General features: G+C 72.8%; 22 protein-coding genes. 15 read left to right on the top strand and 7 right to left on the bottom strand.

The features are described from left to right. The first annotated feature begins 23 nt into the window (after positions 1-23). Positions 24-1,280, top strand: coding sequence for a glycosyltransferase family 4 protein (locus ABD998_RS13855; RefSeq protein WP_345440181.1), 1,257 nt, complete (start codon positions 24-26; stop codon positions 1,278-1,280). On the opposite strand, the gene ABD998_RS13850 is transcribed toward ABD998_RS13855, so the two are convergent. Genes ABD998_RS13850 through ABD998_RS13840 form a run of 3 tightly spaced genes read right to left on the bottom strand, consistent with a single transcriptional unit; the run spans position 1,246 to position 4,162 of the window. Beyond that, positions 1,246-2,052, bottom strand: coding sequence for a glycosyltransferase family 2 protein (locus ABD998_RS13850; RefSeq protein WP_345440178.1), 807 nt, complete (start codon positions 2,050-2,052; stop codon positions 1,246-1,248). The two genes, ABD998_RS13855 and ABD998_RS13850, sit on opposite strands and share 35 nt — an antisense overlap. Beyond that, entirely contained in the window at positions 2,049-3,041 is a 993-nt protein-coding gene (locus tag ABD998_RS13845; protein WP_345440175.1) for a glycosyltransferase, read from the bottom strand. The genes ABD998_RS13850 and ABD998_RS13845 overlap by 4 nt, the downstream gene beginning before the upstream one ends. Then, on the bottom strand, positions 3,038-4,162 hold the full coding sequence (locus ABD998_RS13840) for a glycosyltransferase (protein ID WP_345440172.1): 1,125 nt from the start codon (positions 4,160-4,162) through the stop codon (positions 3,038-3,040). The genes ABD998_RS13845 and ABD998_RS13840 overlap by 4 nt, the downstream gene beginning before the upstream one ends. A 1,215-nt stretch (positions 4,163-5,377) precedes the next feature. Between ABD998_RS13840 and ABD998_RS13835 the strand changes: the two genes are divergently transcribed. From ABD998_RS13835 to ABD998_RS13780, 12 genes are all read left to right on the top strand, one after another. Then, positions 5,378-6,415, top strand: a complete 1,038-nt coding sequence (locus ABD998_RS13835) for a glycosyltransferase family protein (protein WP_345440169.1) — start codon at positions 5,378-5,380, stop codon at positions 6,413-6,415. Continuing rightward, positions 6,412-7,662: a glycosyltransferase gene (locus ABD998_RS13830; protein ID WP_345440166.1), complete on the top strand. Its 1,251-nt coding sequence runs from the start codon at positions 6,412-6,414 to the stop codon at positions 7,660-7,662. Before ABD998_RS13835 ends, ABD998_RS13830 begins: the two co-directional genes overlap by 4 nt. Before the next feature lie 206 nt (positions 7,663-7,868). Then, the gene (locus ABD998_RS13825) at positions 7,869-8,954 is read left to right on the top strand and encodes an MSMEG_0568 family radical SAM protein (RefSeq protein ID WP_345440163.1); all 1,086 of its coding nucleotides are present in this window, start codon (positions 7,869-7,871) and stop codon (positions 8,952-8,954) included. 1 nt (position 8,955) lies between these two features. Next, complete coding sequence (locus ABD998_RS13820) at positions 8,956-10,359, top strand: MSMEG_0567/sll0787 family protein (RefSeq protein ID WP_345440160.1); 1,404 nt, start codon at positions 8,956-8,958, stop codon at positions 10,357-10,359. Positions 10,360-10,388: 29 nt separating this feature from the next. Next, positions 10,389-10,916 (top strand): MSMEG_0572/Sll0783 family nitrogen starvation response protein, encoded by a 528-nt coding sequence (locus ABD998_RS13815; protein ID WP_345440157.1) that lies wholly within the window; start codon positions 10,389-10,391, stop codon positions 10,914-10,916. A gap of 9 nt (positions 10,917-10,925) precedes the next feature. After that, positions 10,926-11,828, top strand: coding sequence for a carbon-nitrogen hydrolase family protein (locus tag ABD998_RS13810; RefSeq protein WP_345440154.1), 903 nt, complete (start codon positions 10,926-10,928; stop codon positions 11,826-11,828). Next, on the top strand, positions 11,821-12,135 hold the full coding sequence (locus tag ABD998_RS13805; protein ID WP_345440151.1) for an MSMEG_0570 family nitrogen starvation response protein: 315 nt from the start codon (positions 11,821-11,823) through the stop codon (positions 12,133-12,135). Before ABD998_RS13810 ends, ABD998_RS13805 begins: the two co-directional genes overlap by 8 nt. After that, the gene (locus ABD998_RS13800) at positions 12,132-13,385 is read left to right on the top strand and encodes an MSMEG_0569 family flavin-dependent oxidoreductase (protein ID WP_345440148.1); all 1,254 of its coding nucleotides are present in this window, start codon (positions 12,132-12,134) and stop codon (positions 13,383-13,385) included. Before ABD998_RS13805 ends, ABD998_RS13800 begins: the two co-directional genes overlap by 4 nt. Before the next feature lie 20 nt (positions 13,386-13,405). Then, positions 13,406-14,263 carry a carbon-nitrogen hydrolase family protein gene (locus ABD998_RS13795; protein WP_345440145.1) on the top strand — a complete coding sequence of 286 codons (858 nt, stop codon included), beginning with the start codon at positions 13,406-13,408 and terminating at the stop codon, positions 14,261-14,263. 33 nt (positions 14,264-14,296) lie between these two features. Then, on the top strand, positions 14,297-15,409 hold the full coding sequence (locus ABD998_RS13790; protein WP_345440142.1) for an MSMEG_0565 family glycosyltransferase: 1,113 nt from the start codon (positions 14,297-14,299) through the stop codon (positions 15,407-15,409). A 38-nt stretch (positions 15,410-15,447) separates the two neighbouring features. Beyond that, the gene (locus tag ABD998_RS13785; protein ID WP_345440139.1) at positions 15,448-16,872 is read left to right on the top strand and encodes an AMP-binding protein; all 1,425 of its coding nucleotides are present in this window, start codon (positions 15,448-15,450) and stop codon (positions 16,870-16,872) included. Next, the gene (locus ABD998_RS13780; RefSeq protein WP_345440136.1) at positions 16,869-17,030 is read left to right on the top strand and encodes a hypothetical protein; all 162 of its coding nucleotides are present in this window, start codon (positions 16,869-16,871) and stop codon (positions 17,028-17,030) included. Before ABD998_RS13785 ends, ABD998_RS13780 begins: the two co-directional genes overlap by 4 nt. 141 nt (positions 17,031-17,171) lie before the next feature. Here the strand turns inward: ABD998_RS13780 and ABD998_RS13775 are convergent, their stop codons facing one another. The 3 genes from ABD998_RS13775 to ABD998_RS13765 are packed head-to-tail and all read right to left on the bottom strand — an operon-like array spanning position 17,172 to position 20,411. Then, complete coding sequence (locus ABD998_RS13775; RefSeq protein WP_345440133.1) at positions 17,172-18,866, bottom strand: tripartite tricarboxylate transporter permease; 1,695 nt, start codon at positions 18,864-18,866, stop codon at positions 17,172-17,174. Beyond that, positions 18,859-19,383, bottom strand: coding sequence for a tripartite tricarboxylate transporter TctB family protein (locus tag ABD998_RS13770; RefSeq protein WP_345440130.1), 525 nt, complete (start codon positions 19,381-19,383; stop codon positions 18,859-18,861). The genes ABD998_RS13775 and ABD998_RS13770 overlap by 8 nt, the downstream gene beginning before the upstream one ends. Further along, positions 19,380-20,411, bottom strand: a complete 1,032-nt coding sequence (locus tag ABD998_RS13765) for a Bug family tripartite tricarboxylate transporter substrate binding protein (protein ID WP_345440127.1) — start codon at positions 20,409-20,411, stop codon at positions 19,380-19,382. The genes ABD998_RS13770 and ABD998_RS13765 overlap by 4 nt, the downstream gene beginning before the upstream one ends. 170 nt (positions 20,412-20,581) lie before the next feature. On the opposite strand from ABD998_RS13765, the gene ABD998_RS13760 reads away from it, so the two are divergent. Next, entirely contained in the window at positions 20,582-22,144 is a 1,563-nt protein-coding gene (locus tag ABD998_RS13760) for a sensor histidine kinase (RefSeq protein WP_345440124.1), read from the top strand. Further along, positions 22,141-22,821, top strand: a complete 681-nt coding sequence (locus ABD998_RS13755; protein WP_345440121.1) for a response regulator — start codon at positions 22,141-22,143, stop codon at positions 22,819-22,821. Before ABD998_RS13760 ends, ABD998_RS13755 begins: the two co-directional genes overlap by 4 nt. On the opposite strand, the gene ABD998_RS13750 is transcribed toward ABD998_RS13755, so the two are convergent. Then, on the bottom strand, positions 22,709-23,710 hold the full coding sequence (locus ABD998_RS13750; RefSeq protein WP_345440119.1) for a DMT family transporter: 1,002 nt from the start codon (positions 23,708-23,710) through the stop codon (positions 22,709-22,711). The genes ABD998_RS13755 and ABD998_RS13750 overlap by 113 nt on opposite strands. Positions 23,711-23,724: the final 14 nt, after the last annotated feature.

Here is a 23,724-nt window from a genome sequence, read left to right as displayed (position 1 = left end):
CGTGGGCGCCCTAGCATGCCGCCATGTCGAGTCCCGAAGACGCCCGCCGGCCGGTCCGTCGACGGTGGCTGATCGCGACGACCGAGTACGCCGGGCTGACGCCCTACACGGGCGGCATCGGCCGGCACTATGCGGCGCTCGCCCCTGCGCTCGTCGATCTGGGCGCCGACGTGGACCTCGCGGTCTTCGCCGACGGGCCGCCCGCCCGCGCCGACCTGCGCGGTGTGCGCCTCGTCGCCTACCGCAGGACGGATGGCGTCGACCGGACCGCCCTGCTCCACCGCCGTGCGCGGGAGCTGCGACGGATCCACGCGGCGGGGCGGTACGACAGGGTCTTCCTGCCGGAGTGGAGCGCCCTGGGGAGCCTGCTCCCCCGCTCCGCTCCTCTTCTCACCAACCTCGCGACGGGGATGCGGCTCGCCAACGAGGTCTCGGGCCTCCGGCTGCGCGATCTGCCCGCAGCCAGCCGCCTCCCCGTCGCCGCTCAGATGGCCGCGGAACGGCGGCAGATCACCCGCTCCGCCGGGCTCGTGGCGATCTCGCACGCCATGCTGGCGTGGACCCGCCGCGCGTACCGCGCCGACGCCCCCTCCGTCGTCGTGCGCAACTGCATCGACGTGGCGGGCGTGCACCGTGCGGCGGAGCGGTCGCCCCTGCCCGGCGGATGGCCGGGAGGGTGCGATCCGATCCTCCTCTTCCTCGGCCGCTCGGAGCGACGCAAGGGCGTCGTCGACGCATTCGCCGCGTTCGCGCGCGTCCACGGTCGGTTCCCCCGCGCCCGTCTCGTGCTCGCAGGCGCCGGGGGCGACGCGCGCTTCGAACCGCGCAGAGCCGATCTGCTCGACATGCTGCCGCCGTCGGCGCGCGATCTCGTCCACTGGCTGGGGCACGTCCCCGGCGATGAGCTGTACGCCGCGATCCGCGCCTCCGATGCGGTCCTGTGCCCGTCCCTCTGGGAGGGTTTCGGCAACGTGGCCCTCGAGGCGAAGGCGATCGGAAAGGCGGTCGTCGCGACGTCCGGGAGCGGCTTCGACGACTTCTGCTCCGACGGGGTCGACAGCCTGCTCGTCCCGCCCGGCGCACCCGCCGCGCTCGCGCACGCCGTCGAGCGGCTCCTCGACGATCCGGCGACCGCCGCGCGGCTCGCTGCGGCCGGCCGGGCCGGCGCCGGGCGCTTCGCGCCCCGTCCGGTCGCCCGCGATCTCATCGCTGCCGCAGACGAGCTGCTCCCGTCGGCGCGCTCCCTCAGGCGCGCACCCAGCCCGTCCCCTCGCGCCTGACGGCACCCGCCTCGGCGAAGGCCTCGAGCCACCCGCGCATGGGCCACTCGCCCCAGCGCTGCGCGAAGAGCGCCCCGTTGCGCAGGATGTCGTCGAGGTGCTGCCAGGGTGGCGACGACGTCGCATGGTGCTGGTGGTAGGCGTGGGCGCCGCCGACCCAGATGAGGGGCACGCCCGTCTTGCGGAGGCGGAAGGCGTAGTCGGTGTCCTCGCCGCCGTATCCCTCGAATGCCTCGTCGAAGCGGGGCGGCTGCGCCGCCGCCGACACCGCGAACGACAGCGACCAGAAGAGCGGGTACTCCTCGTCGCTGGCCCGCACGAGCACCCCGTCCGGCGGAGCGGGGCGGGCCGGGTGCGGAGCCGTGGCCGCGGCGAGCGCGAGAGGATCGACGACATCCGCTCCCGGCGGCAGGTAGGTCACGGGGCCGCACAGGACGGCCTCGGGATGGCGCGACGCCGCCTCGCGGTAGCGCGGGAGCAGCGCGGGGCCGGGCACGCAGTCGGCGTCGAGGAACACGACGACCTCGGCCCCGCGCCGCACCGCCGCATCCCCGCCCGCATTGCGCGCCGCCGCGAGACGGAGGCCCTCGCGACCCGGCGGTACGTGCAGGAGCGCATCGGCGTCGAGCCCCGGCGGGTCATCCTCTCCGATCCAGACGACGATGCGATCTGCGTCGCAGTCGTGCGCGAGCGCGGCCAGCTGGCGACGGAGATGGCCGACCCGCGGCGTCGAGCACAGCGTCACGACCGCCGTGCGCGGGGTCGCGCTCATCGGCCGCCCGCCGTCTCCAGGATGGCGTGGGCCGCACGGGCCGCCGCGTCGTCGATCTCCCACCGCTCCCACTCCGGCCGCACGGCCGCCGCACCATCGAGCACGGCCGGCCATTCGTCGGCCATCGGCCAGTCGTCGAGGACCAGCGCCAGTCCGGCGCGCGCGAGCGCGCGGGCCGTCTCCCGCTGCTCGTCGAACGGCCGTTCCTGGGGGATGACGACCGCACGCGCACCCGCCGCCGCGAGGTCGGCGATCGCGTTCTGTCCCGCCCACGAGACGACGACGCCCGCCTCCGAGATGTCCTGCCACGGATCGGCGACCCAGGGCGCTCCCGGCCCCGCGCCGACGGCTCGCCATGTCCGCCCCGTGACGTCCTGCGCCGCGGCGATGTCCTGGGTCGTGATCGCCGATCCTCCCAGGCCGCCGAGCACGACGACGTCGTCGCCCGGCGCCGCGCGACGGCGCCCGGCGAAGCGGGTGATCCCGCCCGTGAAGACGACCTTCGCGAGGTGCCGGTCGAGATGGGCGGGGCGCAGCAGGTCGCGCGGCCACGGCGCCACGATGCGCGACGCGGCGTCGAAGGCGAGACGATGCGGGCGGTCGTCGCGGATGCCGGGCTGCGCCATGAGCACGGTGCGCACGCCGAGCAGACGGGTGAGGAGCGCGACCTCGGCGGAGACGTCGACGACGAACGCGCTCGGCCGATGGGCGCCGATCCACGCGGCGATAGCCGCCAGCCGGCCGGCATGACCGGGATGGCCGATCGGCGCCCAGTGCAGCAGGCCGCCCGCCTCCGGCTCGATCACCGGCGCCGCCGACGCATCGTCGAGGGGGATGCGCACCCAGGAGCAGTTCGCGGGCAGGTCGTCAGGCCGCGCGAGCGAGCTGAAGCACGTGATCGCGCCCGGCAGGTGCGCCGCGACGGCGCGCAGTCGCGTGGCGTGGCCGAGGCCGTGGTGGTGCACGTACCAGCCGATGCCGCCGCTCATGCGCTGAGCGCCGCTCGGGTCGACGCGCGAGCGGAGGCCAGAAGTCGCAGGCGCGCTTCGAGGCGATCCATCCGCGCATCGAGGGAGAAGCGCCGCACCGCGCTCGCACGGATGCGCGCGCGCAGATCGGGCTCCGCGCGGGAGCGCTCGATGAGGGCGGACGCGGCTCGTGCCATCGCGTCGACATCGCCGGCCGGCACCGGTGCCATCCCGGGGCTTCCCGAGGCGATCTCCGGAACTCCTCCGACGGCGAAGCTCACCACCGGGGTGCCGCACATGAGCGCCTCGGGGGCGACGAGCCCGAAGGGCTCGGGCCATGCCGGCGTGAGAACGGCGGCGGCGCTGCGGCCGACGAGATCGGCGAGGTCGAGGGGTGCCAGCTCTCCGACGTAGCGCACATCGGCCGAGAGCTCGGGCAGGATGGCGTGCCGCGCGTAGTCGGCGTCGCCGATGCGTCCCGCGATCGTGAGCGGGAGCCCCAGGGCGCGTGCCACGCGCACCGCGAGGTGGGGCCCCTTCTCCGGCACGATGCGGCCGAACCAGACGAGCCCGTCGCCCCCGGGCCCGAAGGCCCAGGTCTCCGGATCGGTGCCGTTCGCGAGCACGTCGGACGGCACGCCGGCTCGCTGCCACTGCGCTCGCGTGTACGCGCTCACCGACAGGAAGACGCTGCCCGACCCCCTGGCGCGCCGGTGCGCCTCGACGAACGCGGCGTCGACGGGCGTGTGGAGCGTCGTCACCATGGGCGCGTCGAGCTCGGGAGCCCGCAGCAGGGGGAGCGCGTGGAGGCAGTGGTTCGACACGACGTCGAACCGTGCTCGGGCGGCATGGTCGAGGGCGCGGTCGAGGGCCGACACCGAGACGGCCTCGTACGAGGACGGGTACGTGGAGTCGCTGGGCCGCTCCGTCGGCGCCCACCGCATCGCCGGGATCTCGAAGGGGCCGCCCGCCTCGACGAAGTCGGAGCCGGCCGCGGCGATGACGGCGACCTCGTGGCCACGGGCCCGCATCGCCGTCACCTCGGACCAGACCGCCGACTCGAGCCCGCCGGCGTGGGGTCTGCGGATGGGGAAGCGCAGCGGCGCGATCACGAGCACCCGCAGACGCCCGCCACCCCTCACCTCGGCACGCCTTCGACCAGGTCGCGGTAGAGCGATGCGTGCGCGGCGGCGACCGCCGCGTCGCTCTCCTCCCGCACGAGCCGCCGAGCGCCGACGAGCGCGCCGCGCGAAGGTGAGCCAGGGCGTGTGGCCCCGGGGCGTCGAGCAGCCCGGCAAGAGCCGTCGCGAGCGAGCCGGGGTCGTCCGGTGCGAACACCGCGACCGTGCCGTCGTCGTGCTGATCGCCGTAGTGCCCCACCGCAGGGGCCGCGACCGGCACCCCGAGGTCCCAGCACAGCTCGAGCCAGCCCGAGTGCGTGCCGTGCCGATACGGCAGCACGCACACGTCGAGGGTGCTGAGCGCGACCGCGAGCTCGGCATCGGAGAGCCGCTCGTGCTCGATGAGGACGACGCCGTCGATGTCGTCGCAGAGCCGGCGGATCTCGTCGCGGGCCCGTTCGTCGCGCACGCGGTGGTGCAGGCGCACCTCGACGCCCACACGGCGGCCGTCGCGACGCAGGCGATCGGCTGCGCCGCCGAGCAGGCGCACGGTCGACGGGCCGTCGACGTTGGGGCGCAGATCCTTGAGGTGCACCCCGATCGTGGGCCGGCGGCGCGCGAGGACGCGGGGGCCCCCGTCGTCGTGCCGGGAGATCGACGGATGCGGGATCACGAGCGCGTCGCGCTCCCAGCGGTCGCGGATCTCGCGCGCGGCGCCCGCCGTGAGCGTGACGACCGCATCGGCTCCGGAGACGAGCTCGTCGAGCTGCGCGCGGTAGCGATCCTGCCCGAGCAGCTGCGGATGCGCGAGGTCGTGCGCCGTGAACACGACCGCCCACCCGACGTCGCGGGCCGCATCGATGCACGCGGTGAGGTGGCCGGGCGGGAACGACTCCGTGCCGAAGTGGATGTGGAGGACGGACGCGTCGTGACGGTGCGCCCTGATCCAGGTCGGATCGAGCGCGACGGGAGGCCACCACACGTCGGCGGCGGCCCCCGGCACCGGCGGATCTGGCCGGACCTCGATTCCCGGCGCCGCCGTCGCCCGCGCGACATAGGGATGCCCCGCGGGCACCGACACGACGGTGATCGGCGAGTCGTCCCCCGGCGCCTGCGCCGTGCCATACCCCTGCTCGTGCACTCTCCACCTCCCTCTCGGAGGTCACCGTACGCACACCTCGCGCCGCTTCTCACGAGGGTTGACGCCGACATCGCGCGTCTGTATCGATGGGGTGGATGCGCACCGGACTCCCCACCCTCCTCGTCGTCGGCCCCGCGGGTCATGGCGTCGCCGCGTATGCCGACGACGTCGCCCGCGCCGTGCGCGCTCGTGCCCCCGAGGTGCGCGTCCGCCACGCGGCGGACGCGATCGAGGCGCTGCAGGCCGCATCCGAGCTCGAACGCGTCCACCTGCACGTGACGGATCGGCTCCTGGGCCGCGTGCCGGAGGACGCGGCCGGCGTGATCGAGGAGATGGCCCGGCGGACCCGGCTGACGCTGACGGTGCACGACGTGCCGCAGCGCTCGGACGGCGCCATGATGCGCAGACGCGTCGACGCCTACTCCCGCATGCTCGACGCGGCGGCGGGCGCGATCGTCAACAGCCGTCACGAGCTCGCCCTGGTGGCGGAGTTCCTCCACACGGCCGTGCGACCCGGCGTCATCCCCCTCGGGGCGACCCGCGCGCGCTCGCCCCGAGTCGCCGCGCCGCCGGTCCGCGATGAGGCGCTCACCGTCCTGCTGGCGGGATACGTCTATCCCGGGAAGGGCCATCTCTCCGCCATCCGCGCCGCCGATCGCGCCCGGCGCCGTCTGCGGGAGCGGTCGGCGGGGCCTCGACGCGCCGTCGTGCGGGCGATCGGCGCCCCTTCCGCGGGTCATGAGCGCGACCTCGACGCCCTCGCCGCCGAGGCCGCGCGCCTCGACGTCGGATGGGAGGTGACGGGGTTCCTCCACGACCGCGACTTCGCCTCCGCCATGACGGGTCAGGGGATTCCGCTCGCCGCGCACGAGCACGTCTCGGCGTCGCGTTCGATGCTCGACTGGGTCGAGGCGGGGCGGCGGCCGCTCGTCGTCGACTCGCGCTATGCGAGGGAGATGGCGCAGCTTCGTCCCGGCACGATGACGCGCTACCGTGCCGAGGCGCTCGACGATGCGCTCGCGGACGCGTGGGAGCGGCCCGAGTCGACGTGGCTGCCGTCGGCGACGTCGCTGGTCCCGTCGTTGGACGACGTCGCCGGGGCGCACCTCACCTGGTGGCGGGCCCGCGCATGATGCACGGTCGGGCCCTGCCGGGCAACCGCTGGGATCTCCTCGACGGCGTCGTCGCCGACCCGCCCTCCGTGAGCGTCGTCGTGTCGCACTACGAGCAGCCCGCCCAGCTCGCGCGTACGCTCGCGGCACTGGGCGCCCAGGACCATCCGCCCGATCGGCTCGAGATCGTCGTCGCCGACGACGGGTCGTCTGCGGCCCCGACGGTGCCGGAGGGGGTGGTCCTCGTGCGCCAGGAGGATCGCGGGTTCCGTCTCGCGGCCGTGCGGAACCTCGGGGCGGCGCACGCGAGCGGCGACGTCCTCGTGTTCCTCGACGCCGACACCGCGCCCGAGCCGTCGTTCGTCCGCGAGCTCGCGCGCCTGCCCGCGCTCGCGCCCGACTGCGTCGCGATCGGACGCAGGCGGCACGCCGCGCTCTCGGATGCGCCGCCCGGCGCCGATCTCGCCCGGGCCGCAGCCGGCCGCGAGCTTCCGGAGCCCGCGTGGCTCGCGGAGGGGTACCGCCGTTCGCGCGACCTGCGCGATGCGGACGACCGCAGCTACCGGTTCGCCATCGGGGCGGTCGTCGCGTGCGCGCGGGAGATGTTCGCCGAGACGGGCGGATTCGACGAGTCGTTCACCCGGTACGGCGGGGAGGACTGGGAGTGGGCGTACCGCGCGTGGATCCGCGGCGCGGTGCTCGCGCACGTGCCGACGGCGGTCGCGTGGCACGACGGACCCGATGCGGGTGCGCGCAGCAGGCCGGCGGCGGAGCGTCAGGAGGAGACCCTGCGGCTCGCCGATCTCGTGCCCGTGCCGGGATCGCGCCCGCTCGGCCACCGGCCGTCGCGCGCCGACATCGTCGTCACCGGGCCGGGGGCGGCGACGCCGGGGCAGGCGTTCGTGAGCCGCGACAGCGTCCTCGCGGCGGTGCCGGGCGCCGAGCCCGCGGGCGACGGAGCGGACGTGCGGTTCGACCGGGTGCGCATCCGGATCGACCTCCTCCGGCCCGTGCGGTCGAGAGGCTCCGTCGTCGCCGACGCGGTGCAGCAGGTCGTCCGATCGGGGCTCGGCTCCCTCACGCTCGTGGACGACGACGGCGTCCCCCCGCTCCGCGTGGTGTCCTGCCGCGCGGAGGCGCGCGCCCGGCGCTGGGGCCGCGACGATCTGTTCCCGCACGAGACAGCGCACGCCGCGGAACTCGAGGACGTGCCGGAGACCGTCGACGTCGAGGCGTACCTCGGCGGGTGGGAGACGCCCGGCGCCTGATCCGGCGGCGGATCGCAGAAACACAATCGTCACACGCAGTTAGCCCACGAAGCATTCGTGCCCTTTACGTTTGCGCCATGGTCGACTTCCCCGCCTCCTCCCCCTCCCCGGCCGTGCCGCACCCCGAAATGAGATCGTTCCACGCGGAAACCGCTTCGCATTCCGGACGAAACCACTCCGAAACAGATCGTGCGTCTACTGGATGCATGACCCTCACGCCGACGAGCACCACCGACCGCGTCTCCACTCGCGTCAGCATCGCGCTCCTCGGTGTGCGCAGCGACGCTCCCGTCCGCCGCACCGGCGGCGCCGGTCCGAGCGACGACGGACATTTCGTCATCGACGGCGCCGGAGCCGCCATCCCTCTCAATCCCGCGAGTCCCTACGTGGTGAACGCCCGAGGACGCCTCACCCTCGACGGCGCCGACCTCGGATTCGACGTCTCGCCCGTGACCCGACCGCGCTTCTACGACCTGCGGACGTCGGAGGGCGTGGCGTACGACAAGATCGCGAAGCTGCACGGCAAGAACGTGCTCGCCACCACCGTCGTCCAGACGTGCGTCCGCTATGAGGAGAGCGAACGGTGCAGGTTCTGCGCGATCGAGGCCTCCCTCGACGCCGGGACGACGATCGCCGTGAAGACTCCCGCGATGCTGGCCGAGGTTGCCGAAGCCGCCGTCCGCCTCGACGGGGTCACGAACATGGTCATGACGACCGGCACGTCGAACGGATGGGACCGCGGCGCGAAGCACCTCGCTCGGTGTGTGCGCGCGGTGAAAGAGGTCGTCCCGTCGCTCGAGATCCAGGTGCAGTGCGAGCCGCCCGCCGACCTCCGCGCGATCACCGACCTGTACGAGGCAGGTGCCCGATCGATCGGCATCCATGTCGAGTCGATGGATGATGCCGTCCGCGCCCGGTGGATGCCGGGCAAGTCACGGGTGAGCATGGACGAGTACCGTGCGTCGTGGCGCGAGGCCGTCCGTGTGTTCGGGTGGAACCAGGTCTCGACCTACCTTCTCGTCGGACTCGGCGAGGACCCCGACGAGCTCGTCGCGGGCGCCGCGGAGCTCATCGGGATGGGTGTCTACCCGTTCGTCGTCCCTTTCCGTCCTCTGAAGGGCACCCTCGCGACGGACATCGACCGTGTCCCCGCCCCGGACCGGCGAGTCCTCAACAGTGTCACAGCCCGGGTGGCCGCGCTGCTGCAGGCGGCGGGGATGCGCGGTGAGGACCAGCGTGCCGGATGCGCGGCGTGCGGAGCGTGCAGCGCCCTGCAGACGGCAGGCGCCTGAGATGCTGGAGATCCCCGCGATCATGGGTCCGGTGCGCGAGCGGACAACGCCTGCATGGGTGATCCGCCGCGCCGACGGGCGCGAGATCGACGCCTACTGCGTCCTCCGCCGCGACGTCTTCGTCGCCGAGCAGGGTGTGTTCGGAGAGCACGACCGCGACGACGTCGACGACGATCCGCGCACGATCGTCCTCGTCGCGAAAGACGCCGAAGGCGACGTGCTCGGCGGAGTGCGCCTCGCGCCCGCCACGGCCGGGCGCGACATCGGATGGTGGACCGGCAGCCGTCTCGTCGTGCGCGCCGATGCTCGTCACGCCGGCGGAATCGGGCCCGCCCTCGTGCGGGAGGCATGCGCGACCGCCCTGCGGCACGGTGTGCTCCGCTTCGAGGCGACCGTCCAGCACCGCAACGAGGTCCTGTTCCGCCGACTCGGCTGGACGACATGGGGTGCCGTCGAGATCGGGGGGATGCGCCACGCGCGCATGCGGTGGCCCATCACCCGCATCCGCGACCTCGTGGAATCGACGAAGACCGGTCTCGGGCCGCTCCTCGGAGACCTGCGCCATGATGCGCCGTTCTCGCTCGGCGGCGCGGGCTTCGTCGGCGACGACGGCGCCCCCGTGCCCGGCACGGATGTCGTGGCCGCCTGCGACGCCATCCTGCCCGCGCTCATCGAACACGATCCCGAATGGGCCGGGTGGTGCGCCGTGCTCGTCAACCTCAACGACCTCGCGGCGATGGGGGCGACTCCCGTCGGCATGCTCGACGCCATCGGCGCGCCATCCGCCGAGGTCGCCCGACGCGTCGTCGGCGGACTGCGCAGCGCCGCCCACGCGTGGAGCGTGCCCCTCCTCGGCGGCCACACGCAGCTGGGGGTGCCGGCAGCGCTCGCGGTCACGGCGCTCGGCCGGACGGCCCGTCCCGTACCCGGAGGCGGGGCTCGCCGCGGCGACGACCTCTCGCTCACCATCGATCTGCACGGTCGCTGGCGCCGCGGATTCGAAGGCCGCCAGTGGGACAGCACATCCGCGCGGACAGGCGACGACCTCCGGGCGCTCGGCGCGCTCGTGCGAGACGCGCGACCCGCCGCTGCGAAGGATGTGAGCATGGCGGGCATCGTCGGGACGACGGCCATGCTCGCCGAGGCGTCGTCCGTCGGCGCCGTGCTCGAGCCCGCGGCCATCCCTGCTCCCGACGCCGTGTCGTTCGGCGACTGGCTGACGTGCTTCCCCGGATTCGGGATGGTCACGGCAGACCGGCCAGGTCGCAGCCGGATGTCCTCGCCGATCGCGCAGACCGCGCGCATCGGCACCGCGACCGCCGCACGCGGCGTGCGACTCCTCTGGCCCGACGGCATCGAGACCGATGCCGTCGGACCCACAGCCACCGGGCTCCTCCCGGATTGATCCACCCCACCCCCACGAAAGGCCATGCCATGACCACCGACATCGACGCCCAGATCGCCGAGAACATCGCCACGTCGCTCGGCGAGGTACCGCATCCCTCGCTTCCCCAGGGCAGCAACCTGTACGGGTCGACGAAGATCTTCCCCGACTTCCAGGCAGAGGACGGCGAGACCTACTTCACCCTCATCCACGGCATCCCGCACGAGTCGTCGGTGAGCTTCGTCGCCATCCTCCAGGCGACGCGCGCGCTGCGGAAGGGCTTCGAGTCCGCGATCTACCTGTACGGCCCCGGCACCCTCGCCGCGACGGCGAACCGGGGCTTCCCCACGACCGGCGACTCGGGCTTCCCCGGCGAGCTGAACATGAACGCCTCCCTCGAGACGTTCATCAAGGAGGGCGGCACCGTCTACTGCTGCCGCTTCGGTCTCGCCCTCCACGGCATCCGCGAGGAGGACCTCATCGAGGGCGTCATCCCCGCGCACCCGCTCGACGTGCAGGATGCGCTCATCTACTACGCCCGAAAGGGCGCCATCATCAACTCGACCTACAACCTCTGAGGCCCGCAGATGACCATCAAAGTCGCGTCCGTCTCCGCGAACTTCACGCGCGATCTGGAGCAGAACTACGCGCTCATCGCGCAGCTCCTCGACGATGCCCGCGCCGCCGGCGTGTCCTTCGTCGCCTTCCCCGAGGCGGCGATCGGCGGCTATCTCTCGTCGCTCGGCAACCACGGCGACACGGTACAGAACACGCGACGCTCCCTGCCGCCCGCCATCCGGATCGACGGGCCCGAGATCCGCCGTGTGCAGGAGCTCGCCGGCGACATCGTCGTGACGATCGGCTTCTGCGAGCTGGCCGAGGACGGTGAGACACGCTACAACGCCGCCGTGTGCCTCGACGGCACCACGATCTACGGGTCTTACCGCAAGGTGCATCAGCCGCTGGGCGAGAACATGTCCTACTCGGCGGGCGACGACTACCGGGCGTTCGACACCCCCGTCGGCCGCGTCGGCATGCAGATCTGCTACGACAAGGCGTTCCCGGAGGCCGCGCGCATGCTCGCTCTCGACGGCGCGGAGATCGTCGTGAGCATGTCGGCATGGCCGGCTGCGCGCACGGCGACGGCCGAGAACCTCCAGGACGACCGCTGGACCTACCGCTTCAACCAGTTCGATATCGCCCGCGCCCTCGACAACCAGGTGTTCTGGATGGCGTCGAACCAGTCCGGCACGTTCGGCTCGCTGCGTTACGTCGGCAACGCGAAGGTCGTCGACCCGGGAGGGAACATCCTCGCTACGACGCTGCTCGGCGCGGGACTCGCCATCGCGGAGATCGACGTCGACGAGACATTCCGCACGATGCGCGCAGGCATGTTCCACCTGCGCGACCGTCGACCCGACGTGTACGGTCCGGTCGCCGAGGTCTCGGCGCCGCACGTCGACGGATGGCGGGAGCTCGCGCATGCCTGAGATGACATTCACCGTGCGCTGGCCCGACGGGGCGGAGAGCGCGCACTACTCCCCCAGCCTCGTCATGCACGACTATCTCGTCACGGGCCTGCGCTACCCGCTGCAGGAGTTCGTCGCCCGCACGAAGGAGGCGCTCGACGCCGCCAGCGAGCGCGTGCGTGCCCGCTATGGGTTCGCGTGCACATCGGCCATGCACTCCGAGGAGAAGATCGCCGCCGCCGCGGCGCGCTACCCGGCTGATGCCTTCCCTGCGGGCGAGGTCGAGATCCTCGCCATGGAACCTCCGCTCGAGAGGAGCGATGCATGATCCCCCGGAAGATCGTCGACGGCGAGCACGTCGAGGCCGTCGTCGTCGGCGGCGGCCAGGCCGGACTGGCGCTCAGCCGTCATCTCGTCGAGCGCGGCATCGACCACGTCGTGATCGAGCGTGGAGAGGTCGCCCACGAGTGGCGCGACGGCCGCTGGGACGCGTTCACCCTCGTCACCCCGAACTGGCACTGCCGTCTCCCGGGCTACCCCTACGAGGGCCCCGATCCTGACGGCTTCATGACGCGCGACGAGGTGCACGCCTGGGTCCGCGGCTACGCGGAGACCTTCGACGCACCCGTCGCCGAGGGCGTTGAGGTCCTCCGGGTGACCCCGCGCCCCGAGGGGGGCTTCACGGTGGCGACGACGGCAGGCGTGCTCACGGCCGACACGGTCACGTCGGCGACCGGCGGCTACCACGACCCCGTCGTCCCCGCCTGGGCCGCCGACGTTCCGGCATCGGTCGCGCAGATCCACTCGCACGAGTACCGCAACGCCGAACAGCTGCCCACCGGGCCCGTGCTCGTCGTCGGCACCGGGCAGTCGGGCACCCAGATCGCCGAGGACCTCCTCATCGAAGGACGCGACGTCCACCTCGCGGTCGGCCGTGCTCCCCGTGTCGCCCGGTTCTATCGCGGCAAGGACTGCATGACCTGGCTGGCGGAGATGGGCCTGTACGACGTCCCGGTCGCCGCGCACGGTCTCGCCAAGCGCGAGTCGACGAACCACTACGTGACGGGCCGCGACGGCGGTCGCGACATCGATCTGCGGGAGTTCGCCCTGCGCGGGATGATCCTGCACGGACGCGCGCTCGAGGTCGTGGGCGGCGCCGTGCGGTTCGACGACACCCTCACGGCGAACCTCGACCACGCCGACTCCGTCGCGGAGTCGATCAAGGACGACATCGACCGCTACATCGAGCGGGAGGGGATCGCGGCCCCGCCCGAGTCCCGGCGCGAGCCGGTCTGGGTCCCGTCCCCGGGTGGCAGCGCAGTCGATCTCGGCGAGATCGGCAGCATCGTGTGGGCGGTCGGCTTCCGTGCAGACTGGGGATGGCTGGGCGATCTCGACGTGCTCGACCATGAGGGCCACCCGCAGCACGATCGCGGGGCGACAGCCGTCCCCGGGTTCCACTTCCTCGGGCTCCCCTGGCTGCACACGTGGGGATCGGGGCGGTTCCATGCGATCGCCCGCGACGCCGAGCACGTCGCAGGTCTCGTCGCGGACCGCGCCACCGCGGGCGTCGCCTGACGGGGTCCTACCCTGGACGGATGAGCACGGTGACGATGGCGGCGGTCGCGGCGCACTTCGGACGCGATGTCGAGCGGACGCTCGCCAAGCTGCCGGGGATCTTCGCGCAGGCGCGCGAACGCGGGGTCGACCTCCTCGTCCTCCCGGATGCCACGATCGGCGGCTACCTCGGCGATCTGCGGCACCCAGGAGGCGAGGAGTCCGACCTGCCGCCGGCCGTCGCCCTCGACGGGCCGGAGATCGCGGCGGTCATCGCGCTCGCGGGCGACATGACGGTCTGCGTCGGCCTGTCCGAGCGGAGCCACATCGCCGGCGAGACGGTGCGGTTCAACACGGCCGTGTGCGTCGACGGCGACGGCGTGCTCGGAGTCCATCGCAAGGTGCATCTCCCCCTGGGCGAGTCCGAGGCCTACCGCGCGGGCGAGACGTTCGAGGCGTTCGACACCCCCGTCGGCCGGATGGGGATGCTCATCGACTTCGACAAGACCTTCCCGGAGGCCGCGCGCACGCTCGCACTGGACGGAGCCGAGGTGATCGCCTGCCTCAGCGCCTGGCCCGCGAGCGTCACCGACCGGTCGGATCGCATGCGCAACGACCGGCAGGCGCACCTGTTCGACCTGTACGACTGCGCCAGGGCAGCCGAGAACCAGGTGTACCTCGTGTCGTCGAACCAGACCGGAGTACTCGGCGGGCTGCGCTTCCTCGGCCAGGCGAAGGTCGTGGATCCTGCCGGCGAGATCGTCGCCAAGACCTGGGCGAAGGGCGGGCTCGCGATCGCCGAAGCCGACGTGCACGCTGCCGTCGCGCGCGCCCGCCGCTCGCTCGACCACATCCACCAGCGTGCCGAGCACGCCTACCGTCTCACGACCCGCGCCTGATCCGCCCGCGGCGGGCGCACCTCACGGAGTCCCATGCGCATCGCCCAGCTCACCTACTCGACCAAGCCGCGCGGCGGCGTGGTGCACACGCTCGCGCTGTCGGAGGCGCTCGCCCGCCGCGGTCACGACGTGGAGGTGTGGACCCTCGGCCGCGGCGGCGACCGGGCGTTCTTCCGCGAGGTCGACCCCCGCGTGACGCTGAGGGTCGTGCCGTTCGTGCCGCGTGACGACGAATCGGTCGGCGACCGGATCGAGCGGTCCATCCGCACCATGGCAGCAGCCTTCGACTCCTCCGCCGACATCGCGCATGCCCAGGACTGCATCTCGGCCAACGCCGTCCTCGACGCAGGACGGGCTCCGATCCGCACCATCCACCACCTCGACGCCTTCACGACCCCGCGTCTCGTCGCGTGCCACGAACGTGCCGTGCACGAGCCGGCATCCCGCATCTGCGTCTCGCGCGCCGTGGCAGATGAGGTGGAGAGCTTGTACGGGTATCGGCCGACGGTCATCCCCAACGGCGTCGACGCCGAACGGTTCGCGCGGGCGGCGGGGCCGGACGGCGCCGCCGCCCGCGCAGCGTGGCATGACCGGCTCGGCGACTACATGCTCGCGCTCGGCGGCATCGAACCCCGGAAAGGGTCTCTGGATCTGCTCGAGGCGTACGCGACCGCACGCGAAGCGCATCCCGGCCTCCGACTGGTCTTCGGCGGCGGCGAGACCCTGTTCGACTACCGCGACTACCGGGCGCGCTTCGATGCGCGCGCACACGCCCTCGGCGTCGACCCCGTCATCCTCGGCACCATCGACGACGATAGCCTGCCCGCTCTGGTCGCCGCCGCCCGCGTCCTCGCCTTCGTCTCGATGAAGGAGGGGTTCGGCCTCGCCGCGATGGAGGCGCTGGCTGCCGGCACGCCGGTGGTCGCCCGTGACCTCCCGGTCATCCGCGAGGTGTTCGGAACGACGGTGCGGTACGCATCGGTCCCGACGCGGATCGCCGCGGAGATCGGCGCGGCTGTCACGGAGGACGGGTCCCGCGCCGACACGGGCCTCGCGCTCGCGCGGTCGTACTCGTGGGAGTCTGCCGCACGGCTGCACGAGCGCTTCTACCGTGCGTTCCTCGGCGAGAACGGGCGCCGGCCGTGAGCCGCCTCACGTTCTCGAGGATCATCCGGGAAGGGGCGATGGCCGAGCCTCGCCGGGTGATCGCAACCGACTCCGACGACGTGCTCACCGCGCGCGAGCTGGATCTGGCCGCCACGAGCCTCGCCCACGCGCTCATCCGGCACGGAGTGCGACCCGACGACAGCGTGGCGGTCACGCTGTGCAACGGGATCGACTTCGTCATCGCCTGCGCGGGGATCTGGCGCGCGGGTGCCACTCCGCAGCCGATCGACCCGCGGCTCCCCCCTGCCGACCGCTCCGCGATCGAGCAGCTCGGCGGGTTCGCCGCGATGATCGGGCGGAAGCCGGAGACACCCGGCATCGCGTGGCTTCCCCGCGCGAGGGTCTCTCCCGACGCACGTCAGCTGCCCGACCTCGCATCGTCCTGCTGGAAGGCGGTGGCGACATCCGGATCGACGGGTCGGCCGAAGATCGTGCGTGCGTCCGCTCCGGCCCTCCTCGACCCCGACATGCCCGTCGCACCGTTCCTGCCGCTGCGCGCGACGCAGATCATCGCGGGGCCGATGTGGCACTCCGCGGTCTTCACCTACGCCTTCCGAGGTCTGCTGACCGGCCACGAGCTCATCATCATGCGCCGCTTCGACGCCCGCCGATGGGTGGAGCTCGTCGAGCAGCACCGCGCCACATGGGGACTCCTGGTCCCGACCATGATGTCTCGGCTCCTGCGGCTCTCCGAGGCGGAGCGAGCGCCGTCGCGACTCGCGAGCCTGCAGCGGGTCCTGCATATGGGGGCGCCGTGCCCCGTCGAGCTGAAGGCGTCCTTCCTCGACTGGCTCGGCCCATCCCGCGTCGACGAGGTCTACGCGGGGAGCGAGTCGAACGGCCTCACGCACATCAACGGCGTCGAATGGCTCGAACGCCCAGGCAGCGTCGGCCGAGCCATCAGCGGCACCGTCATCCGCATCCTCGACGAGCAAGGCAGGGAGCTCCCGCCAGGGCGCACGGGCGCCATCTGGATGCGCCGCGGGGAGGCACCGGCGTACTCCTACCTCGGCGCGGTCTCCCGCCGCGACGAGGAGGGGTGGGACACCCTCGCGGATGTCGGGCGTCTCGACTCGGACGGCTACCTCTACGTGCACGACCGCGCCGACGACCTCATCAACCGCGGCGGGGAGAAGATCGCTCCGGCCGCCGTCGAGGCGGTTCTCGAGTCCCACCCCGACGTGCTCGAGGCCGTCGCCTTCGGTGTCCCCGACGACGACCTGGGGCAGGCTGTGCACGCCGCCGTCGTGCTGTCGGCGTCGCACACCACCGCAGACGCACTCCGCGCCTACGCCGCACTGCGCCTGCGAGCCGGCGCACCGTCGACCATCCACGTCGTCGACGGTCCCCTGCGGAACGAGGCCGGCAAGATCCGCCGATCATCCATGCTCGAGCGCACCGACCAGCACCACCCGCTCACCGAGAACAGGAGAACACCATGAACACCATGAACACCACCCCGGTCGTGGACATCCAGGTCGCCGACCAGCGCCCGCAGGCGTGGACAAAGCTGCCGATCCCCGAGCTCGGAGTCGAACTCGATGCCCTCCCGCTGATCGACGACCTCGACACCGGCATGTCGGTGCAGAAGGTCATCTGACGAGGCCGTGACGTTCCTCTTCATCGTCAGCAAGCCCTTCGCCATCGACTTCTGCGACACTCTCGAACCGTCCTGATCCGGATCGCGGCGGCGGGGCTCCCCTCCCCGCCGCCGCGTCGCGCCGCGGCGAACCGCTGCGTCTCAGCCGCCGTCCTCGGGATCTCCCCCGCGGCGGCGAGCCCGCTTGGCCGCCCGGCGCGACACGGTCGGGTAGGCGGCCGTCGCCAGGCGCCCGCGGTCGAGCTGGGGAGTCGGCTCCTGCAGCTCGATCTCCTCGTCGAGCGTCTGGATGGCCGTGGTCGACTCCGTCGGCTCGTCGCCGTCGGGGAGCGCGGCTTCGAAGCGCGCCTGCCGGCGCCGCAGCCACAGGGCGACGGCGATGAGCACGACGACCGCGACGTAGGCGGCGATCGCGAACGGCGAGTGCACGAGGTAGGCGGGGTCCCCCGTCCCGAGCTGCATCGCCTGCCGCAGCCGCTCCTCCGCCATGGGGCCGAGGATGGCGCCGACGACGAGCGGCGACACGGGGAAGCCCTGTCGGCGCATGAAGAAGCCGAGCAGGCCGAGTACGAGCAGCACGCCGATGTCGAACGTCGTGAAGTTCGCCGCGTACGCGCCGAGCCCCGCGAACACGAGGATGCCGGCGTAGAGGTACGGCCGCGGGATCTGCAGCAGCTTCACCCAGAGCCCCACGAGCGGCAGGTTCAGCACGAGCAGCATGACGTTGCCGATGTAGAGGCTCGCGATGAGCGCCCACACGAGCGCCGACTGCGACTCGAAGAGCCGCGGCCCCGGCTGGATGCCGTACGTCTGGAACGCCGAGATGATGATGGCGGCCGTCGCCGTCGTCGGGATGCCGAGCGTCAGCAGCGGGACGAGCACCCCGGCCGCTGCGGCGTTGTTCGCCGACTCGGGGCCGGCGACACCCTCGATGGCTCCCTTGCCGAACTGCTTCTTATAGGGCCCCTTCGCGAGACCGCGCTCGGCGGCGTACGAGAGGAACGTCGCGACATCCGCCCCGCCGGCGGGAATGGTTCCGATCGGGAACCCGATCGCCGTCCCGCGCAGCCACGGCTTCCACGAGCGCCGCCAGTCCGAGCGGCGCATCCACGTGCGCCATCCGCGCGTGATGGGGATGAGCGGGATCTGCCCGCCGCGCAGTCTCGAGCCGACGTAGAGCGCCTCGCCGAGCGCGAAGAGGCCGACCGCGACGAGCACGACGTCGATGCCGTCGATGAGCTGGGGCACGCCCAGCGTGAACCGCGCCTGCCCCGTGATGGTGTCGACGCCGACGAGGCCGATGAGGAGTCCGAGGGCGAGCGACACGAGGCCCCGCCACAGGCTCGATCCGACGAGCGCCCCGACGGTGAGGAACGCGACGACCATGAGCGCGAAGTAGTCGGCGGGGCCGAGGGCCACCGCCCAGCGCGCGAGCGTCGGCGCGACGAGGGTGAGCAGGGCCGTCGCGATCGAGCCCGCGATGAACGAGCCGATCGCGGCCGTCGCGAGCGCGGCCGCCCCGCGGCCCGCGCGCGCCATCTTGTTGCCTTCCAGCGCCGTCACGATCGACGCCGACTCGCCGGGCGTGTTCAGCAGGATGGACGTCGTCGATCCGCCGTACATCCCGCCGTAGTAGATGCCGGCGAACACGATGAGCGCGGCCGTGGGCTCGAGCGAGTAGGTGATCGGCAGGAGGAGCGCCACGGTCATGGCGGGCCCGATGCCGGGCAGGACGCCGACGGCCGTGCCGACGAAGACGCCCAGCAGCGCGTACAGCAGGTAGACGGGCTGGGCGGCGGTGGCGAAGCCCTCGAGGAGGAGGCCGATGCTATCCAACGGGGATCCAGGAGGTGAGGGCGCCCGTGGCGGGCAGCGAGAGGCCGAGGAGGGTGCCGAAGACGAGCTGGCTGACGACTCCCAGCCCGAACCCGACGAGCACGGCCGCCCACCACCGGCGGGCGCCGAGGGCGATGGCCGAGGCGGCGAACGTGAGGGTGACGCCGAGCGGCCATCCGAGCCACGGGATCGTCACGACGAGCGAGACGAACGCCGCCGCGATGACGACCGTCGTGACCCACGACGTGCCGCCCGCGAGGTCGACGTCCTCCCCCTCCTCGGGGTGGCCGTACCGGCCTCGCAGCTGGCCGACGAGCACGGCGACGCCCGAGACGAGCAGCAGGCCGCCCACGACATAGGGCACGACGCGCGGGCTCAGCGTGAGCGCGCTGCCGGTCTCGCGGATGGTCGAGGCGAGGACGAGCGCTCCGATCGCGATCGCGATGATGACGACCGCGACGATCATCGCCTCGATGCGCTGGCCGCGCGAGGGAGCGGCGGCGGACGACGCGGTCATGATGTGAGGCCGATGGTGCGCAGGGTCTCCTGGGTCTGCGCGATGTCGACGTCGAGGAAGGCCTGGAACTCCTCTCCCGCCTGGAACGCATCGGTCCATCCGTTCGCCTCGACGGCCTCCGCCCATGCCGGGCTCTCGGCGAGTTGCGTCACGAGGTCGACGAGCTGCTGCTCTTCCTCGGCCGAGATGCCGCCGGGGGCGAGCAGGCCGCGCCAGTTGGTGAGGTCGATGTCGATGCCCTCGTCCTGCAGGGTCGGGGCGTCGGGCAGGGCGAGCGCCGGCTCGGCGGAGGAGACGCCGAGCGCCCTGAGGTCCCCCGACTCCACCGACTCGGCGAACTCGCCGACGCCCGAGATGCCGACCTGCGCCGTGCCGCCCAGGAGCATCGTGAGCGCCTCGCCGCCGCCGGAGTTCGGGATGTAGTTCAGGGTCGACGGCACGTCGGCCGCGTCGACCCCGGCGGCCACGAGCAGCTGGCCGGCGAGGATGTTGTCGATGCCGCCCGCGCTGCCGCCCGTGACGGTGATTTCGGGCCCTCGATCGACGATCGCGTCGACGAGATCGTCGATCGACTCGAACTCGCTCGCGTCGGGCACGACGATGACGAGCGGCTCCTCCGTGAGGCGCGCGATGGGCGTCATGTCCTCGATGCGGTTCTCCGACGCGTTCGTCTCGACGGCGCCGACCATGACGGAGCCCGTCACCATGAGGGTCGCGGCGTCGGTCTCGGTCGCGAGGCTCGCGAGGCCGACCGTCCCGCCCGCGCCGCCGATGTTCGTGACGGGGGCCGAGTCGACGAGCCCCTCGTCCGTGAGGGCGGCGCTCAGCGCGCGGGCCGTCTGGTCCCATCCGCCCCCCGGGTCGGCGGGCGCGATGACGTCGACGGCCGTGAGCGCGGCGGCCCCGCCGTCGCCCGTCGCGGGCTCGGCGCCGCCGTCGGCGCTGCAGCCTGCGAGAGCGGCGGCCGCGAGCGCGGCGGTTCCGATGGCGGCTGTCCAGCGGGCGCGGGGGTGTGCGGTGATGCGCATGGGATCGCTCCTCGTCTTTGAGCGCCGGCTCCCTGCCGGTCGCGATCTGAAGAGGACGGTAGGGCGGACGGCGGTGGCCGCGCGGGTTGCGCGACTAACGTCGCGTTCTGTTCATTTCGGTCCGCGGCGGGCGCCTCCGCCCCGACGGGCGGTGCCATACGATCGGCTTCATGATCCGGGCAATGCCGCTGCGGAGCCAGCTCGTCCTGCTGCAGGGCGCCGTCATGCTCGTCGTCATCCTCAGCGCCGGCGTCGCGGCGGTGCTCGTCCAGGAGCGTCAGATCCGCGACCAGTACCTCGATCGGATGATCGGCGTCGCGCAGTCGGTCGCGCAGCTGCCGACGGTCGTCGAGGCGTTCGACGACCCCGATCCGTCGGCCGTCATCCAGCCGATCGCCGAGCTCATCCGCACCTCGGCCGACGTGACGTACGTCGTCGTGACGGATGTCGAGGGCATCCGCTTCTCGCACCCCGATCCCGATCGCATCGGCGAGCGGGCGTCGACGGAGCCGACCGCCGCGACATCCGGCGAGGTGTTCGTCGGGACGCAGACCGGGACGCTCGGGGAGTCGTGGCGCGTCAAGGTCCCGGTCTTCGGAGTGGACGGGGACGTCGTCGGGCAGGCGTCGGTGGGGATGCTGGAGTCGGATCTGCGCGCCGACCTGCTCGGCTCTCTCGGCATGCTCGTCGGATGGCTGACGGGGGCCGCGATCGTGGGGCTCGCCCTGTCGTTCGCGCTCGCGAGCATCGTGCGACGGCGCACGTACGGCCTCGAGCCCGACGAGATCAAGGCGATGCTGGAGACCCGGGATGCGACGCTGCACGGCATCCGCGAGGGCATCCTCGTCGTCGACGAGGCGGGCGACGTCGTGCTCTGCAACGACGCGGCCGCACGCCTGCTGGGCGGCGCGGCGGCCGTGGGCCAGCCGTTCGCCGAGGTGCTGGAGCTCGACCTCGACGAGGCGGTGTCGTCGCAGTCGCAGGCGCTCGTGCTCGCGGGCGAGCGCGTGCTCGTCGCGCACGCCGATGCCGTGCTCGTCCACGGCAAGGCGGTCGGAGCCGTCGTCATCCTCATGGACCGCACCGAGACCGACGCGGCGCTGCGCGAGCTGGCCGGCGCGCAGAGCATCGCCGAGGGGCTGCGCGCGCAGCGGCACGAGTTCGCGAACACCCTCCATACGATCGGCGGGCTGCTCGAGCTCGGCGAGGGCGCCGCAGCGCTCCGGCTCGTGCGCAGCGCGGGCGACGGCGGGGCCATCTCCGACGCCTCCATCGCGGGCATCCACGATCTCGAGCTGGCGGCGCTCCTCCTCGCGAAGAAGGCGAGGGCGCGCGAGCTCGGCGTCTCGCTGACGGTCGACGCGTCGGGGCTCGTCGAGGCGTTCGCAGTCGACGGCGCCGACCTCGTGACGATCACGGGCAACCTCGTCGACAACGCGATCGAGGCGAGCGCCCCGCACGGAGCGGTCGAGGTGCGCCTGCGGGGGTCGGGCGGCGGCGGCTCGATCGAGGTGTCGGACGACGGGCCGGGGATCGCGGTGGAGGAACGGTCGAGCATCTTCGACCTCGGGCACACCTCGAAGAGCAGCGCGGGCGGGCGCGGCTACGGTCTCACGCTCGTGCAGCGCGTGGTGCGCCGGCTCGGGGGCACGATCGAGGTGGGCGACTCGGCTCTCGGGGGCGCGCGCGTCGCGGTCGTCGTCCCGGAGAGGGTCGGAGCGGGTCGGCGATGACGCGGCTGCGCGTGCTCATCGTGGAGGACGAGCCCGCCGTCGCGGTCGTCACACGCGGTTTCGTGGAGCGCCATCCGCACTTCCAGGTCGTCGCCGTGTGCGCGACGGGCGAGGCCGCGCTCGAGAGCATCGAGACGCTCGACCCCGACGTCGTGCTGCTCGACGTGCACCTCCCCGACATGTCGGGGCTCACGGTGCTGCGGCGCGCCCGCGCGCGCGGCAGCCGTGTCGAGGTGATCGCCGTCACGGCGGCGCGCGACCTCGAGACCGTGCGGCTCGCGCGTGTGCAGGGCGTGCGGCACTACCTCGTGAAGCCGTTCGCGATGGACGCGCTGCACCAGCGGCTCGACGACGTGCGCACCGTCGTCGCGCAGGACGCCGACCTCGCGCGGTCGACGCTCGACCAGGAGCGCATCGACGCCGTGCTCGGCTCGGCGCACGGTCCGCGGTTCGTGCGCAAGGGCGTCAACGAGCGCACGCTGCAGGCTGTGCTCGGCGCGCTGCGGGCAGAACCGCACGACGCGTCGGCGACGGGCATCGCGGAGCGGCTCGGGATGTCGCGCGTCAGCGCCCGTCGCTACCTCGAGCGCCTCGTCGAGCTCGGCGAGGCGACCGTCGTCCCGCGGTACGGCGCGACCGGCCGCCCCGAGCACCGGTACCTCGCGACCGGGAGGTGACCGCGGGCGCCTGCGGACGGCGACGTGAGGTGACGATGGCCATGCTCGCGAGCACGAGGAGGATGCCCACGAGCTGCAGCGGGGCGAGGATCTCGCCGCCCGCGAGCACGCCGAGCGCGACGCCCGTGACGGGGTTCAGCAGGCCGATGACGCCCACGACCCCTGCGGGAAGGTGGCGGAAGCCGGCGAACCAGCAGACGAAGCCGAGGGCGGTGGCGATCAGGCTCACGTAGGCGAAGGCGAGCGCCTCGACGGGTGCGACCGCCGGCGCCGCACCCTCGACGAGGACGGCGGCCGCGAGGAGCTCGAGGCCGCCCACGACGAGCTGCCACGTCGTGACCGCGAGCACGGGGGTGTCGTCCTGCCATCGCTTCGTCAGGATCGCGCCGATCGACGACAGCACCATCGACGCGACCGACGCCGCGATGCCCCAGCCGTCCAGGGCGCCGCTCGCCGTCCCCACGACGAGGAGCACGCCGGCACCGCCGACCAGCGCGCCGACGACGACCCGCGGCGCGGGGCGCTCGCGGATGAGGGCCCAGGCCGCGACGGCGATCACGATAGGGCTCGCCGATGTCAGCGAGGCGGCCACGCTGGACGGCAGCAGCTGGGCGGCCACGTAGACGAGACAGAAGAACATCCCCATGTTCAGGGTGCCGAGCACCGCCGAACGCCACCACCACGCGCCCGTCGGCAGACGCCGCGAGACGACCAGGAGGACGATGCCCGCCGGCAGCGCCCGTATCGCCGAGCCCCACAGCGGGGAGTCGCCGGGAAGGTACTCGTGCGTCACGAAGTACGTCGACCCGAACGCGATCGGGCCGATCGCGGCGACGATCGGCCACCGGGCCGCGTTCCGCGGACGTCTCCGCCGCAATTCCGTTTCCATGGAAACGAGTATAC

Source organism: Microbacterium gilvum, from assembly GCF_039543865.1.
In the GTDB taxonomy this organism is placed as follows: Bacteria; Actinomycetota; Actinomycetes; order Actinomycetales; family Microbacteriaceae; genus Microbacterium; species Microbacterium gilvum.
This window is presented reverse-complemented; position numbering and strand designations above follow the sequence as displayed.

What these genes read in the sequence shown, in the direction of transcription:
- ABD998_RS13855 (WP_345440181.1), top strand. Translation starts at nt 24, where the DNA reads ATGTCGAGTCCCGAAGACGCCCGCCGGCCGGTCCGTCGACGGTGGCTG.
- ABD998_RS13850 (WP_345440178.1), bottom strand. Translation starts at nt 2,052, where the DNA reads ATGAGCGCGACCCCGCGCACGGCGGTCGTGACGCTGTGCTCGACGCCG.
- ABD998_RS13845 (WP_345440175.1), bottom strand. Translation starts at nt 3,041, where the DNA reads ATGAGCGGCGGCATCGGCTGGTACGTGCACCACCACGGCCTCGGCCAC.
- ABD998_RS13835 (WP_345440169.1), top strand. Translation starts at nt 5,378, where the DNA reads ATGCGCACCGGACTCCCCACCCTCCTCGTCGTCGGCCCCGCGGGTCAT.
- ABD998_RS13830 (WP_345440166.1), top strand. Translation starts at nt 6,412, where the DNA reads ATGATGCACGGTCGGGCCCTGCCGGGCAACCGCTGGGATCTCCTCGAC.
- ABD998_RS13825 (WP_345440163.1), top strand. Translation starts at nt 7,869, where the DNA reads ATGACCCTCACGCCGACGAGCACCACCGACCGCGTCTCCACTCGCGTC.
- ABD998_RS13820 (WP_345440160.1), top strand. Translation starts at nt 8,956, where the DNA reads ATGCTGGAGATCCCCGCGATCATGGGTCCGGTGCGCGAGCGGACAACG.
- ABD998_RS13815 (WP_345440157.1), top strand. Translation starts at nt 10,389, where the DNA reads ATGACCACCGACATCGACGCCCAGATCGCCGAGAACATCGCCACGTCG.
- ABD998_RS13810 (WP_345440154.1), top strand. Translation starts at nt 10,926, where the DNA reads ATGACCATCAAAGTCGCGTCCGTCTCCGCGAACTTCACGCGCGATCTG.
- ABD998_RS13805 (WP_345440151.1), top strand. Translation starts at nt 11,821, where the DNA reads ATGCCTGAGATGACATTCACCGTGCGCTGGCCCGACGGGGCGGAGAGC.
- ABD998_RS13800 (WP_345440148.1), top strand. Translation starts at nt 12,132, where the DNA reads ATGATCCCCCGGAAGATCGTCGACGGCGAGCACGTCGAGGCCGTCGTC.
- ABD998_RS13795 (WP_345440145.1), top strand. Translation starts at nt 13,406, where the DNA reads ATGAGCACGGTGACGATGGCGGCGGTCGCGGCGCACTTCGGACGCGAT.
- ABD998_RS13790 (WP_345440142.1), top strand. Translation starts at nt 14,297, where the DNA reads ATGCGCATCGCCCAGCTCACCTACTCGACCAAGCCGCGCGGCGGCGTG.
- ABD998_RS13785 (WP_345440139.1), top strand. Translation starts at nt 15,448, where the DNA reads ATGGCCGAGCCTCGCCGGGTGATCGCAACCGACTCCGACGACGTGCTC.
- ABD998_RS13780 (WP_345440136.1), top strand. Translation starts at nt 16,869, where the DNA reads ATGAACACCATGAACACCACCCCGGTCGTGGACATCCAGGTCGCCGAC.
- ABD998_RS13770 (WP_345440130.1), bottom strand. Translation starts at nt 19,383, where the DNA reads ATGACCGCGTCGTCCGCCGCCGCTCCCTCGCGCGGCCAGCGCATCGAG.
- ABD998_RS13765 (WP_345440127.1), bottom strand. Translation starts at nt 20,411, where the DNA reads ATGCGCATCACCGCACACCCCCGCGCCCGCTGGACAGCCGCCATCGGA.
- ABD998_RS13760 (WP_345440124.1), top strand. Translation starts at nt 20,582, where the DNA reads ATGATCCGGGCAATGCCGCTGCGGAGCCAGCTCGTCCTGCTGCAGGGC.
- ABD998_RS13755 (WP_345440121.1), top strand. Translation starts at nt 22,141, where the DNA reads ATGACGCGGCTGCGCGTGCTCATCGTGGAGGACGAGCCCGCCGTCGCG.
- ABD998_RS13750 (WP_345440119.1), bottom strand. Translation starts at nt 23,710, where the DNA reads ATGGAAACGGAATTGCGGCGGAGACGTCCGCGGAACGCGGCCCGGTGG.